Genomic DNA, 13,186 nt, shown 5'->3' with positions numbered 1-13,186 from the left:
GCCTGAATAGCATGCCTGCGACGACGCGAAACTGTTGATGCCGCCGTCCGGAGCGTGGCCAGACGTGGTCTTTCCCGTCCCGCGCGCCTATATCGGGTGCATGGCCACCATGCTCTACACCCATCCGGTCTTCCTCGAACACATGACGCCGCCTGGCCATCCCGAGCGGCCCGATCGGCTGCGCGCCATCGAGCGCGTGCTGGAGGAAGACGCTTTCACCGATCTGGTCCGCGTCGAGGCGCCTGAAGCCGACGAGCAGACCCTGACCTTCGCGCATCCCGAGCGCCACATCGACAAGATCCGCACCGCGATCCCCGAGACCGGCATCCGCTCGATCGATGCCGACACTTCAGTCAGTCCGAAGAGTTGGGAGGCGGCTATCCGCGCCGTCGGCGCGGCCAACGCTGCCGTTGACGACGTTTTTTCCGGCAAGGCCGACAACGTCTTCATCGCCGCCAGGCCGCCTGGCCATCATGCCGAGAAAACGACGGCGATGGGCTTCTGCCTGTTCAACACGGCGGCAATCGCTGCCCGCCATGCCCAGAGGAAACATGGGGCCGAGCGCGTCGCCATCGTCGACTGGGATGTCCACCACGGCAACGGCACGCAGGACATCTTCTGGGACGACCCCAGCGTGCTTTACTGCTCGACGCACCAGATGCCGCTTTATCCCGGCACCGGCGCCAGGGACGAGACCGGCGCCGGCAACATCGTCAACGCGCCGCTGTCGCCGCGCACCGGCAGCGACCTTTTTCGGGAGGCGTTCCGCGCCCGCGTCCTGCCGGCGTTGGACAAATTCAAGCCGGATCTGATCATCATTTCGGCGGGCTTCGACGCCCACCACCGCGACCCGCTGGCGGAGATCTATCTGACCGAGGAAGATTTCGACTGGGCGACCGGCCAGTTGCTGGACCGCGCGGGAAAGAGCGCCGGCAACCGCCTGGTGAGCCTGCTGGAAGGCGGCTACGACCTGGAGGGCCTGTCGTCCTCCGTCTCCGCCCATGTCCGACGCATGATGAGAGGATGAGAATGGCCGACGAACCGAACGCCGATATCAAGGCCATGAGTTTCGAGCAGGCGCTGGATGCACTGGAGAAGATCGTCGACGATCTCGAGCGCGGCGACGTGCCGCTCGACCAGTCGATCCGCATCTACGAGCGCGGCGAGGCGCTGAAATCCCATTGCGACCGTTTGTTGAAGTCCGCCGAGGACAAGGTTGAAAAGATTCGCCTTTCCCGCGAGGGCAAGCCTGTCGGCGTGGAGCTGCTGGACGGGGAGTGAGATTGGCTGCGTCGACTCAATTCCTCCGATGGAAATAGTGCATCGGCAGGTCAGTCCTGAGTTCTGGCCTGCAATTGGAGTTTTCTGCGATATTTATGTTCCCTGTATTTGTCTTTCGCGAAATGAGCCATATTCTTTGTAAGGGATACACTTGCGGAAGGGCGTTTGTAGACTAGAATATAGCCATTCATGAAGTATCCCGCCTTGTGAAAATACCTTAGGAAATCAGTTTCTACCCGCTGAAAGGGTTGCATTTTCTTGTCGAAGAAATCGAGCGGCCAAGCCCACCCTGATTTCTGGTATCTCACCATAAACGGGTGCTCCACAACGTGCAGCAAGATGACCCCGTTGGGCCGGTGAACAATCCGCTTGATGTTTGCGTAGAACGTCTCGATCTCCTCGGGATGAACGTGAGAAACTAAATTTGCCGCAAAGAGTAGGTCGGCGTCAAATTTGACAGCCTTCTCGAGATCTTGGCTGATCGTCCCAACCTGGGCACGTCGCTTGTGCAAAATATCTCCGGCAAGCTCCACGCCTTGATCAATGAAATCCCTAGTTACGTCGAGTCCGTAGTAGCATCCTGCATTATGCTGCTTGATATAATGAACGCCGATTCGCAAGCTGCCACAGCCGTAGTCGCAGATTCTGGCATATCGCGGAGTATCGGCAAGTCGTCGGAGTCTTTTGTAGAAAGGAAGGCCGCTCTTGCTCCACTCGACGCCATGCAATTTTGCTCCAAGCGTATGATGTTTTCCACCCTGCTTTAGCTTATTGACTATATCTTGCACTGAATATTGTGAGAAGGTGCCGCCAGGGTTGCTCTTTAACCATTCATGGAATTCTCGATCATACAAGTCACTCTGATCGATGTTCGGTGCATTGAATGTGGCTGCTTTTGCAATACTATTCACGACCTATGTCCCCTGTGAACTAGCGTAGGTATGGAAATGTCAGCGAATTGTTCTGGGATATCGCACATCTTCGGACCTTGGCCAAGACTGCGAATTGTATCCGCCTGTCTATTTTTGAGGTGCGAATAGCCAGTGCAACGATCCAGGTGCCCCTGGAAACTTCGCTAACCTGCAATGGCTGACCATCGGCGAATTGAAATCAATGAGGTCCTGCTCGCATATCCCGCGTGTCCGATATTCGGTTTCAACGAGCAGTCCCATTTGGAAATCTGCGTTCGGTGGCACGAGGATGGGCTTTGCGTAGCGATCCGGCTAAGCAGCTTTCGATTCCGCACGCATCTGCGAACTCTTGCAGATGGTTCCTCTCATCGCCAGGTTGCGGCTGGTGGCGATACGGTTGTGCCGCAATGACGCCAGTCGCGCGGGTTTGAACAACGCTGATCCGTTGACTAGATTAAGACGTATCGAGAGAGAGCCATCATGTGCCGCAACATCAAGACGCTGTTCAACTTCGATCCGCCCGCGACTGATGAAGAAATCCGCGACGCGGCGCTTCAGTTCGTCCGCAAACTGAGCGGGTCGAACAAGCCGTCGAAGCGCAACGAGGACGCTTTTAATCTCGCCGTCCAGCGGATCGCCGCTGTTGCAAAGGAACTGCTCGTGTCGCTTGAGACAAACCAACCGCCGAGAGACCGCGAGGACGAGGCCATGAAAGCACGCGCCAGATCGGCGCAACGCTTCGCCAGGCAACCGGAGATCGTGTCCGAATGAGCTTCTTCCCAGGAAACGACCCGCATCCCGGCGATGCCTTCGCCTGCGACGGGATCGAGCTGATGGTTATCCCCAATGCCAAGGACCTCGGTGGCTTCGAGGTGCGGCGCGCCCTGCCGACGGCAAAGCGCCGTCTCGTCGGTCCATTCATCTTCTTTGACCGCATGGGGCCGGCTATCCTGCGGGGCGACCAGGCAATGGACGTTCGTCCGCATCCGCATATCGGGCTGGCCACCGTCACCTATCTCTTCGACGGAAAGATCAGGCACCGCGATTCGCTCGGCACAGAGATGGTGATCGAACCGGGCGACGTGAACCTGATGACCGCCGGGCGTGGCATAGTCCATTCCGAGCGCACGCCGGAGGAGCTGCGCGGCTCGCCGATGTCGATGTCCGGCTTGCAGACCTGGATTGCGTTGCCGAAGGATAAGGAGGAAGTGGCGCCATCCTTCGAGAATACCGGCCGCGCCGCATTGCCTACGTTCGACGACGCAGGCGTTTCGGGCCGTGTCGTCATCGGTGGCTTTTCGGGCCTGCGCTCGCCGGTCGGCACTGCCAGTGACACCCTTTACGCCGACATCGCGCTTGCTCGGGGCGCCCGCGTAGCGATCCCGGCCGATGCCGAGGAACGCGCCATCTATGTGCTGGACGGCGAGGTCGACATTTCCGGCGACCATTTTCCGTCCGACCGCCTGCTGGTGTTCCGCCCGGGGGACGAGATCGTCGTGTCGTCGGAGCGCGGCGCGCATTTCATGCTGTTCGGCGGCGCCTCGCTCGGTTCGCCGCGCCACATCTGGTGGAACTTCGTCTCTTCCTCGAAGGAACGCATCGAACAGGCCAAGAACGAGTGGAAGACCGGCCGCTTCGACATCGTTCCCGGTGACGAAGAAGAATTCATCCCGCTGCCCGAAGGCTGAGCCGCGTCGCCATCGCGCATTTACACGACACGCAATAGTCATTATCTCCGGGTGGAAATTGATGATCGTGGTCGAACAGGCCAAGAACGAGTGGAAGACCGGCCGCTTCGACATCGTTCCCGGTGACGAAGAAGAATTCATCCCGCTGCCCGAAGGCTGAGCCGCGTCGCCATCGCGCATTTACACGACACGCAATAGTCATTATCTCCGGGTGGAAATTGATGATCGTGGTCGAACAGGCCCGAATACCGACGTCATCCAGGCACGAATCCTGGTCGCAGGCTCAGAACCATTGAACCAACCGCCCAAAACGCCGCTTCTCGACAGGGTCAAGATACCCTCTGATCTCCGTGCCCTGCCGGAAAGCGATCTGCCGCAACTGGCGGACGAACTGCGCTCTGAACTCATCGATGCGGTGTCGATCACCGGCGGCCATCTCGGCGCCGGCCTCGGCGTGGTCGAACTGACGGTCGCGCTGCACTACGTCTTCGACACGCCCGGCGACCGGCTGATCTGGGATGTCGGCCACCAGGCCTATCCGCACAAGATCCTGACCGGCCGCCGCCAGGGCATCCGGACGTTGCGTGCCGAGCATGGCCTGTCGGGTTTTACGCGGCGTGCGGAGAGCGAATACGATCCGTTCGGCGCGGCGCATTCCTCGACATCGATCTCGGCTGGCCTCGGCATGGCCGTGGCCCGCGATCTCAAGGGCGGGCGTAACAATGTGATCGCCGTCATTGGCGACGGCGCCATGTCGGCCGGCATGGCCTACGAGGCGATGAACAATGCCGGCGCGCTGAATGCCCGGCTGATCGTCATCCTCAACGACAACGACATGTCGATCGCCCCGCCGACCGGCGCCATGAGCGCCTATCTGGCCAGGCTGGCTTCCGGCCGCACCTATATGGGGTTCCGCGATTTCGGCAAGAAACTGACGTCTTATCTCGGCAAGCGCGTCGACCGCGCCGTCACCCGCGCCGTCGAGCATGCGCGCGGCTACGTCACCGGCGGCACGATGTTCGAGGAACTCGGCTTCTATCATATCGGGCCGATCGACGGGCATAATCTCGAACACCTCATCCCGGTGCTGAAGAACGTCCGCGACAATGGCGACGGGCCGGTGTTGATCCATGTCGTCACCCAGAAGGGCAAGGGTTACGGTCCCGCCGAGGCGGCCAGCGACAAGTATCACGGCGTCAACAAGTTCGACGTAATAACCGGCGCGCAGGCGAAAGCCCCTGCGAATGCGCCGAGTTACACGAAGGTCTTCGCCGACAGCCTCATCCAGGAAGCGCGCGAGGACGACAGGATTGTCGCCATCACCGCCGCCATGCCGTCCGGCACCGGCCTCGACTTCTTCGGCGAGGCTTTTCCGTCGCGCACCTTCGACGTCGGCATTGCCGAGCAGCACGCGGTCACCTTTGCCGCCGGCCTCGCCGCCGAGGGCTTAAAACCCTTCGCGACCATCTATTCTACCTTCCTGCAGCGCGCCTACGACCAGGTCGTGCACGACGTGGCGATCCAGAACCTGCCCGTGCGTTTCCCGATCGACCGCGCCGGTTTTGTCGGTGCCGACGGTCCGACGCATTGCGGCGCCTTCGATACGACCTATCTCGCCAGCCTTCCCGGCTTCGTCGTGATGGCGGCGGCTGACGAGGCGGAACTGCGCCACATGGTGCGCACCGCGGTGGCTTATGACGAAGGCCCGATCGCCTTCCGCTACCCGCGCGGCAACGGCGTCGGCGTCGACATGCCGGAGCGTGGCAGCGTGCTGGAAATCGGCAAGGGCCGCATCCTGCGCGAAGGCACCAAGGTGGCGCTGCTGTCCTTTGGCACCCGTCTGCAGGATTGCCTGCTCGCTGCCGAGGAGCTTGGCGCGCTCGGCCTTTCAACCACTGTCGCCGATGCGCGCTTCGCAAAGCCGCTCGACGAGGATCTGGTTCGTCGGCTGGCGACAGGGCACGAGGTGCTGATCACCGTCGAGGAAAACGCCATCGGCGGTTTCGCGACACAGGTCCTGCATTTCCTGGCGCGCGAAGGCCTGCTCGACCATGGGCTGAAAATCCGCCCCCTGGTTTTGCCGGATGCCTTTGTCCAACATGCCAAGCCGGAAAAAATGTATGCCGACGCCGGCCTCGACAGCGCCGGCATCGTGTCCACGGCCTTCCAGGCGCTTGGTCGCGAGGTACGCTCCGCCAGGGCCTGAGGCAGCCGGCGCGTTAACGCCGCTATCGCCGGTTTTCCTTTTGATTACCGTGTTTTTTGGCTACTTGTTCATGTGCCTCGCCGATGGTGCCGCCCGGCGAGAGGGCGGTTATGGGCAGATATCTGGTTTTCGGCGCGGCAATGCTGCCGGCGCTTTCGGCGGCTGCCATGGATCAGCCGAAATACGATCTCAAGCTCGAGAAGGCGGCCATGGACGTCATCGCGGCTAAGATTGGTGAAATCCGCCCCGGATTCGGTTATGGCCAGCGGCCGGTCTTCATCATGTCGCCCGAAAGCGCGGCTGTTTCGGCTGCCGGCGCGCCGCCGCAACTGCCAGCGTCCGCTGCGTCGTCTGAGAGGCAATCCACTGGATCGATCCAGGTTTTGTCCGCCGCTTCCACCCCGGCCGCGGACGGTTCGGCACAGCCCGGCGGCGATCTGCGCGTCATCGAATATTGACCGCCGGAGGTGGGTGCGCCGGCTTGCCTTCGCCGAAGGCCTCCGCCAAGGAGGGGCATGACGACGCAAACCGCTCGCGGACAGAAGATGCGGCTGGACGAGCTTCTCGTCCGGCGCGGCTTTTTCGCCAGCCGCTCGCGCGCCCGCGACGCGGTCGAGCGGGCGACGGTGAAGGTGGAAGGCGCCGTGGCGACGAAGCCGGGTATCATGGTCGACGCTTCAATCGGGGTCGACGTCGATGATCCGGCCCGCGCGTACGTCTCCCGCGCCGCGCTCAAGCTTGTGGAGGGCCTCGACCATTTCAGCCTGGACCCGGCCGGCGCGACCGCGCTCGACATCGGCGCGTCGACCGGCGGCTTCACCCAGGTGCTGCTTGAGCGTGGGGCGAACCGTGTCTTCGCCATCGATGTCGGCCACGGCCAGCTTGATCCGACGCTTGCCGCCGATGCCCGCGTGAGCGCGCGCCAAGGGCTGAACGCCCGCGTATTGACCTCCGGCGATCTCGACGGGATCGCGCCGGACTTCATCGTCTCCGACGTGAGTTTTATCTCGCTGAAGCTTGCCTTGCCGCCCGCGCTTTCTCTGGCCGCTCCCGGTGCGAAGGGGCTTTTCCTGGTAAAGCCGCAATTCGAGGCGGGACGTGAGGCGATCGGCAAGGGCGGCATGCTCAAGAATCCCGAGGATGGTCCAGCGGTCGCGCGAGACCTCGCGGAATGGCTGGACGGCATGGCGGGCTGGCGCGTGCTCGGCCTTCACGATTCGCCTATCGCGGGCGGTGACGGTAACCACGAATTTCTGCTCGGCGCGATCAAGGACCGGCCATGACAAATCTCGTCATCGACCGTCTCGGCGCCCAGGCCGATGGAATTGCCAGCACTCCGCAAGGATCGGTCTACGTGCCGTTCGCGTTGCCGGGCGAGCGCGTGAGTGTTGCCGTGGAGAAGAACAAGGGCACACTGATTTCCGTTCTCGAAGCCTCGCCCGACCGCATCGAACCTGCCTGCCGCCATTTCACCGAATGCGGAGGCTGCGCGATCCAGCATCTTGCGCAGCCGCCGTACCAGGTCTGGAAACGCGAGAAACTCGTTCAAGCTCTCGGCCAGAACGGCATCGATTTTCCTGTGGACGACCTCGTGCCCGCCGAACCGCGCTCGCGCCGGCGTGCCGTCTTTTCCGCGCGGCGCACGGAAAAGGGCGCGGTGCTGGGCTACAACCGCGCCGCCTCGCACACCATCATCGACATCGAGGAGTGCCCGGTCGTGCTGCCGCAGATCGAGGCGGCTCTGCCGAAATTGCGCGCGCTGGCGCCGCTTGTCGCGGGCAATGCGCGCGAAGCGTTCCACATGACGGTGACCCACACCGCCTCCGGCCTCGAGGTCGCGGTGGATGGGGCAGGGCCCTTGCCAGAGTCATCGAGGCGTCCGGCGACTGATTTTGCGCTGCGCGAAAACCTGGCGCGGCTGGCAGTCGGCGGCGAAATCCTGATCGAGCCGAGAAAACCCTTCGTGCCGTTCGGCAAGGCTGCCGTTCCCGTGCCGCCCGGCGGGTTCCTCCAGGCAGTCGAGGCGGCCGAAGAGGCCATGGCGAACTTGGCCTTGGCCCACCTGAAGCGTGCGAAAAAAATCGCTGATCTGTTCGCCGGCGCCGGCGCGTTCTCGTTGCGGCTGGCGGCGATTGCAGAGGTCCACGCGGTCGAGGGCGACGGCCCGGCGCTCGCCGCGCTCGACCGAGGCTTTCGCTCGACGCCGGGCCTCCGCCGGGTGACGATGGAAAAACGTGACCTCTTTCGCCGGCCGCTGACCTTCAAGGAACTGAACGCCTATGACGGCGTGCTGTTGGACCCGCCGCGAGCAGGAGCGGAGGACCAGTCGAAGCAGCTTGCCAGATCGGACGTGCCCTACGTCGTTGCCGTCTCGTGTTACCCGGCGACGCTCGCCCGCGACCTGCGCATCCTGCTCGACGGTGGCTATGCGCTGAAATCGGTTACGCCGGTCGACCAGTTCCTGTGGTCGCCGCATGTGGAGGCTGTCGCCCTGCTGGAGAAGCCGAGGCGGCGGCGATGATAGTACCTTTCGATTTGGCGCAGCTCGGCCTAGTCTTCGCCTGAGTAGCCGCAAGGATATCGCCATGTCCGATATAGAAAGACAGATATTGGAGCTGGCGGCGGAAATGGCCGGTGGCGAGGATGATGCTGCCATCTGGTTCACGCATCGGCCAATTCCGGGGTAGGCAGGCAAAACCGCCTCTGAACTTGTGCGGGAAGGCAAGGAAGCGGAGGTTCTTGCCTATCTGGAGGCCACCCGTTCCCGTGTCTACGCCTGAGTCCATCGAGCGTTAGGCGCTGGGCGCAACCGTCGAAAGCTCGGCTGGTGGTCGTGGACCCCCAAAGGCAGCCTGCCGAAGTCGCCGGCCTCGTGGATATGAACTGACACGTTTCAGCCTTCCCTTCGGCCCCTCAGGATCGCGAACACCATGAACGCGGCGCAGGCGGCGGCGGCGAAGAAGGTCAGGCCGTGCGTCGTCATCTGCATGGCAGCCCCCGACAGCAGCGGGCCGGCAAGAGCTCCGATACCCCACATCAGGCCCATGGCTGCGTAGATGCCGACCAGTTCCGTCCCCTTGAAGCGGCTGCCGACGATCGTGAGCATGATCGTGTAGATGCCGACGAAGCCGCCGCCCCAGACGAACAGCACGGCATAGGTGACGATCTCGTTCCGAAGCGCGAGCGGCCAGATCAGGGCTCCGCCCGCAGCGATGGCCGCGAGCGCGACCAGGAGCTTGCGCCGGTCCATCTTGTCGCCGAGCCAGCCGATCGGAAGCTGCAGCAGGATCGCCCCGATCATCATGCACGACATCAACTGCGTCGCCTGACCTTCCGGCCAGCCGAGATTGATGGCGTAGATCGCGAGAAAGGAGAGGCCCGCAGTCTCGATGGCGGCATTGAGGACGGTCGCTGCCATCGCGACCGGCGCGAGGCGCATGAAGCGCAGGACGCCGCCGGCCTCCGGCTTCTCGAACATGGGCTCCTCCGCCAGCGGCGAGATGACGAACAGGATCGATGCCAGCGCCACCGCGGCTCCGATCGCATAGGGGGCGAACCCTCCCGTTCCGGCCACCGAGAGGATGAGCGGACCGAGTGCGAACCCGACCGAGAGCGAGGCCGTGTAGGCGGCCATGGAGCGGGCGCGGGTCTCCTCCGTGCTCAAGCTGTTGGTCCATGTCTCGGAAAGGACGAACAGGATTTCCGAGGCCATGCCGAGCAAGAGGCGCAGCGGGAACCATAGCCAGATCAGCGGCAGCGCCGGAAAGGCGAGAAGCGCAACCGCTGCTGTCACCAGCGCGACGACGACGAGCCGCCGCATGCCGACGATCGCCACGAGGCGAGGCAGGATGACCGCGACGATCAGCACGCCGACGGCGTGCATCGCCGCATTGGCGCCGACAACGGCTTCTCCAAGTCCGCGCGCGGTCAGGTCGAGTGCGATCAGCGCGGCGCTGAGACTGTAGGTCAGGCCGAACATGGTCGCCGTCGCGATCACCGCGGCGCGCCCGGCCAGCGTCGATTTCGCTTTCAGATCCGCCGCTGCGCTCATGAGGGCTGCGCCGCCTTTCCATCCGACAACCGGACATGGCGCACAAAACCTGCGAAGCGCACGGTCCAGTTCGTCTCCCGTGCCTCGACGATACGGGCCATCGTGTTGGCGTAGTCGAGCACGAGGCCCGGCGTCCATGTCATGGAATCGGCGCGCTGGCAGATCGCCGCCGCGATCCACATATCTGGGTTGACCAGCAGACCGGCGAAGCGAAGCCAGGCGAACCTGCTTGCAAGCGATCCCTCCAATGCGGCGTCCAGCGCCGAGGCGACGAGAACCGAGCAGTTGCGGTTGGTCAGATTGTAGGAATCGTCCTGCTTGTAGCCGGCCCAGAACGCCCTGAGCCGGCGCGGATTGTAGTTCCTGAACTCGACCGAGGCATCCGCCGGGCACCACTCGCCGCATTCATGCTCGTAGCTCGGCTGGAACCGGCCCTTGAAGTCATTCTCGGAGGTGCCGCGCAGCCTCGCCAGGAAATCGCTCTGTGACCTGTCCACTTCCTGGTCTGGATAGTGGCTGATGTAGAGGTCCGGCTGCATCTCGATCGCAGCGTGACCAGTCGAGATGACCCCGTTGCCGTCGATCGCTGCGATGTAGCGATCGACCAGCAGGCGGCGCTCCGCCTTGTAGGCCGACCCGACCGGAGTCCAGACCCGCACAGTGAGCGGGTGTTCCACCGCCTCGACCTCGTCGGGATCGACCAGCACGGGCGCGTTGTCGTACCAGCCGCGCCCGGCGAACAGAGGCAGCGCCAGCAGCGCCACCTCGCTTTCCAGGGTGCGCAGCATCACCCCCAGCCGAACGAGCAGCCAGCCCCACAGCGCGAGCAGCAACCCGATGGACAGGTGCACGCTGCGGTCCTGGGCGATCGGCCATTGAGCGAGGATGGCAAGCGCGAGCAGCAGTTCCACCGCCGCCACGAGCACCATTGCGCGCCAGCGCGGATAGCGCACGACCAGCGCGAAGGTAAGGCGCCAGGCTCCGTCCAGGGCGAACGCCAGGCCGAAGAGGATGGCGGAGGCGCTGTCGGCGTGCTCGGAAAGGCCGATCAGGAGCGCCCCGATGAGCACGAACCCCGTCGCTTTCAGGATCGTCGCCAGCCTCGCGGTAGCTCGGATATGGCCGAGAAAACCGGCTGCGAGCGACAGGGCACCGTTGGCGATGAACACAAGGCCGAGCACGTCGCGCGTGAAGCCGGTGATCCCCGCGGATGCGTTGACGGCCAAAAGCAGGGCGAGCGCGATGAGCGCGATGCCAAGGCCCGCCACGACATACCATCGTGACTGGAACGCCCGCGGCCCGATCAGCAAGAACGCCAGTTTGAGCATTTCCCCGTCCAAAATGCCGGCAGCCCGCCTCGGCCTGCCGCAGAGGGCCGTCGCGTCGAAGCTGTGGCGGGAATGTCCGGGGCGTTTCAATCCAGGAACAAAACGGCCTGGCATCCTGCAACCTGCCGGACGCTAGGCATATCGGGGAAAGCGTTAAGGAAAGATGGCGCCCGGCTGGTTCATCCGCAGGAAGAAGCCGCCGGCCGTCGGCGAACCCGCGCCTAAAGCGTGTCGCATCCGACCGGCCCGGTAGAATGAGGCCGTTGGATGCGACTGCATTAGACCCGCGTGCCGCCCAGCGTCATCTGGTTCATGCGCAGATGCGGCTGGCCGACGCCGACCGGCACGCCCTGTCCGGCCTTACCGCACATGCCGATGCCGGTGTCGAGCTTCATGTCGTTGCCGACCATGGAAACGCGGTGCATGGCGTCCGGCCCGTTGCCGATCAGCATGGCGCCCTTGATCGGCTGGGTCACCTTGCCATCCTCGATCATGTAGGCCTCGGTGCAGCCGAACACGAATTTCCCTGACGTGATGTCGACCTGCCCGCCGCCGAAGGAGACGGCGTAGACGCCGTTCTTCACCGAGGCGATAATTTCTTCCGGCGGATAGTCGCCGGCGGTCATGTAGGTGTTGGTCATGCGTGGCATAGGCTGGTGCGCGTAGCTTTCGCGCCGCCCGTTGCCGGTGGCATTCATGCCCATCAGCCGTGCGTTCTGCCGGTCCTGCATGTAGCCGACGAGTTTTCCGTCTTCGATCAGCACGGTGCGGTTGGTCGGCGTGCCTTCGTCGTCGACGGTCAGAGACCCGCGCCGCTCCGAAATCGTACCGTCATCGACGACGGTGACGCCCTTGGCCGCGACCTGCTGGCCCATCAGTCCGGCGAAAGCCGAGGTCTTCTTGCGGTTGAAATCGCCTTCCAGTCCGTGCCCGACGGCCTCGTGCAGCATCACGCCCGGCCAACCGGACGAGAGCACGATGTCGAAGGTGCCGGCCGGGGCGGGAATGGCTTCCAGATTGACCAGCGCCTGCCGCAGCGCTTCTTTCGCGGCGTGCTTCCAAGAATCCTCGACCAGGAACTCGCCAAACCCCTTCCGGCCGCCCATGCCGTAGGAGCCGGATTCCTGGCGGTCGCCGTCGCCGACGACCACGGAGACGTTCATGCGCACCAGCGGCCTGATATCGCGCACCATCTGCCCGTCAGCGCGCACGATCTCGACCTGCTGCCACGACGACACCAGCGACGCCGTCACCTGCCGCACGCGCGGATCCTCGGCGCGCAGCCAGGCGTCGATTTCCTGCAGCAGCTTCGCCTTGCCCTCGAAGGACGGCGACCCGGTCGGGTTCTCCTCGCCGTAGAGGTGGCGGTTGGTGCGCGGCGGCGCTTCGGCCAGCGTACCGGAATAACCGCCCTTGACCGCCGATACGGCATCGGAAGCGCGCAGCAGGGCCGCATGCGAAAGTTCGCTCGAATGCGCGTAGCCCGTAGCCTCGCCGGCCACGGCGCGCAGGCCGAACCCTTCGCCGGTGTTGAAATTGGCCGTCTTCAGCCGGCCATTGTCGAACATCAGCGCTTCGCTCTCGCTGTATTCGAGGAACAGCTCGCCATCGTCGGCGCCGGAGATGGTTTCGGCGACGATCTCCTTGAGGCGGCTCTCGGGGATGTCGAATTTTTGGGTCAGCGGCGTGGGCATTCGGGAGTCTCGCTTTGCGAAGGACTT

Annotated in this window: 12 protein-coding genes; 8 read left to right on the top strand and 4 right to left on the bottom strand. The window is 63.5% G+C overall.

The window, feature by feature from the left end; all coding sequences use genetic code 11:
- Positions 1-100: 100 nt before the first annotated feature.
- The gene (locus ABMA59_RS05635; protein WP_349004648.1) at positions 101-1,027 is read left to right on the top strand and encodes a histone deacetylase family protein; all 927 of its coding nucleotides are present in this window, start codon (positions 101-103) and stop codon (positions 1,025-1,027) included.
- 2 nt (positions 1,028-1,029) lie between these two features.
- Positions 1,030-1,281, top strand: coding sequence for an exodeoxyribonuclease VII small subunit (locus tag ABMA59_RS05630; protein ID WP_349004322.1), 252 nt, complete (start codon positions 1,030-1,032; stop codon positions 1,279-1,281).
- A gap of 50 nt (positions 1,282-1,331) precedes the next feature.
- Here the strand turns inward: ABMA59_RS05630 and ABMA59_RS05625 are convergent, their stop codons facing one another.
- On the bottom strand, positions 1,332-2,192 hold the full coding sequence (locus ABMA59_RS05625; RefSeq protein ID WP_349004321.1) for a class I SAM-dependent methyltransferase: 861 nt from the start codon (positions 2,190-2,192) through the stop codon (positions 1,332-1,334).
- A 480-nt stretch (positions 2,193-2,672) separates the two neighbouring features.
- Between ABMA59_RS05625 and ABMA59_RS05620 the strand changes: the two genes are divergently transcribed.
- The 6 genes from ABMA59_RS05620 (at position 2,673) to ABMA59_RS05595 (ending at position 8,607) form a co-directional block, all read left to right on the top strand.
- Complete coding sequence (locus tag ABMA59_RS05620; RefSeq protein ID WP_349004320.1) at positions 2,673-2,963, top strand: DUF2277 domain-containing protein; 291 nt, start codon at positions 2,673-2,675, stop codon at positions 2,961-2,963.
- Entirely contained in the window at positions 2,960-3,880 is a 921-nt protein-coding gene (locus tag ABMA59_RS05615) for a pirin family protein (RefSeq protein WP_349004319.1), read from the top strand. The genes ABMA59_RS05620 and ABMA59_RS05615 overlap by 4 nt, the downstream gene beginning before the upstream one ends.
- A 292-nt stretch (positions 3,881-4,172) precedes the next feature.
- On the top strand, positions 4,173-6,086 hold the full coding sequence (gene dxs, locus ABMA59_RS05610) for a 1-deoxy-D-xylulose-5-phosphate synthase (RefSeq protein ID WP_349004318.1): 1,914 nt from the start codon (positions 4,173-4,175) through the stop codon (positions 6,084-6,086).
- Positions 6,087-6,196: 110 nt separating this feature from the next.
- Positions 6,197-6,544 carry a hypothetical protein gene (locus ABMA59_RS05605; RefSeq protein WP_349004317.1) on the top strand — a complete coding sequence of 116 codons (348 nt, stop codon included), beginning with the start codon at positions 6,197-6,199 and terminating at the stop codon, positions 6,542-6,544.
- A 57-nt stretch (positions 6,545-6,601) separates the two neighbouring features.
- The gene (locus ABMA59_RS05600; RefSeq protein WP_349004316.1) at positions 6,602-7,369 is read left to right on the top strand and encodes a TlyA family RNA methyltransferase; all 768 of its coding nucleotides are present in this window, start codon (positions 6,602-6,604) and stop codon (positions 7,367-7,369) included.
- Positions 7,366-8,607, top strand: coding sequence for a class I SAM-dependent RNA methyltransferase (locus tag ABMA59_RS05595; RefSeq protein WP_349004315.1), 1,242 nt, complete (start codon positions 7,366-7,368; stop codon positions 8,605-8,607). Before ABMA59_RS05600 ends, ABMA59_RS05595 begins: the two co-directional genes overlap by 4 nt.
- Positions 8,608-8,979: 372 nt before the next feature.
- Here the strand turns inward: ABMA59_RS05595 and ABMA59_RS05585 are convergent, their stop codons facing one another.
- The 3 genes from ABMA59_RS05585 to tldD form a co-directional block, all read right to left on the bottom strand.
- Positions 8,980-10,137 carry an MFS transporter gene (locus tag ABMA59_RS05585; RefSeq protein ID WP_349004314.1) on the bottom strand — a complete coding sequence of 386 codons (1,158 nt, stop codon included), beginning with the start codon at positions 10,135-10,137 and terminating at the stop codon, positions 8,980-8,982.
- On the bottom strand, positions 10,134-11,465 hold the full coding sequence (locus tag ABMA59_RS05580; RefSeq protein WP_349004313.1) for a protease: 1,332 nt from the start codon (positions 11,463-11,465) through the stop codon (positions 10,134-10,136). Before ABMA59_RS05580 ends, ABMA59_RS05585 begins: the two co-directional genes overlap by 4 nt.
- 278 nt (positions 11,466-11,743) lie before the next feature.
- The gene (gene tldD / locus ABMA59_RS05575) at positions 11,744-13,159 is read right to left on the bottom strand and encodes a metalloprotease TldD (RefSeq protein ID WP_349004312.1); all 1,416 of its coding nucleotides are present in this window, start codon (positions 13,157-13,159) and stop codon (positions 11,744-11,746) included.
- Positions 13,160-13,186 lie beyond the last annotated feature (27 nt).

Origin of the sequence: Mesorhizobium yinganensis (genome assembly GCF_040081985.1) — a bacterium.
In the GTDB taxonomy this organism is placed as follows: Bacteria; Pseudomonadota; Alphaproteobacteria; order Rhizobiales; family Rhizobiaceae; genus Kumtagia; species Kumtagia yinganensis.
Note: the sequence above shows the minus strand (reverse complement) of the source record. Positions and strands in the feature narration are given on the sequence as shown.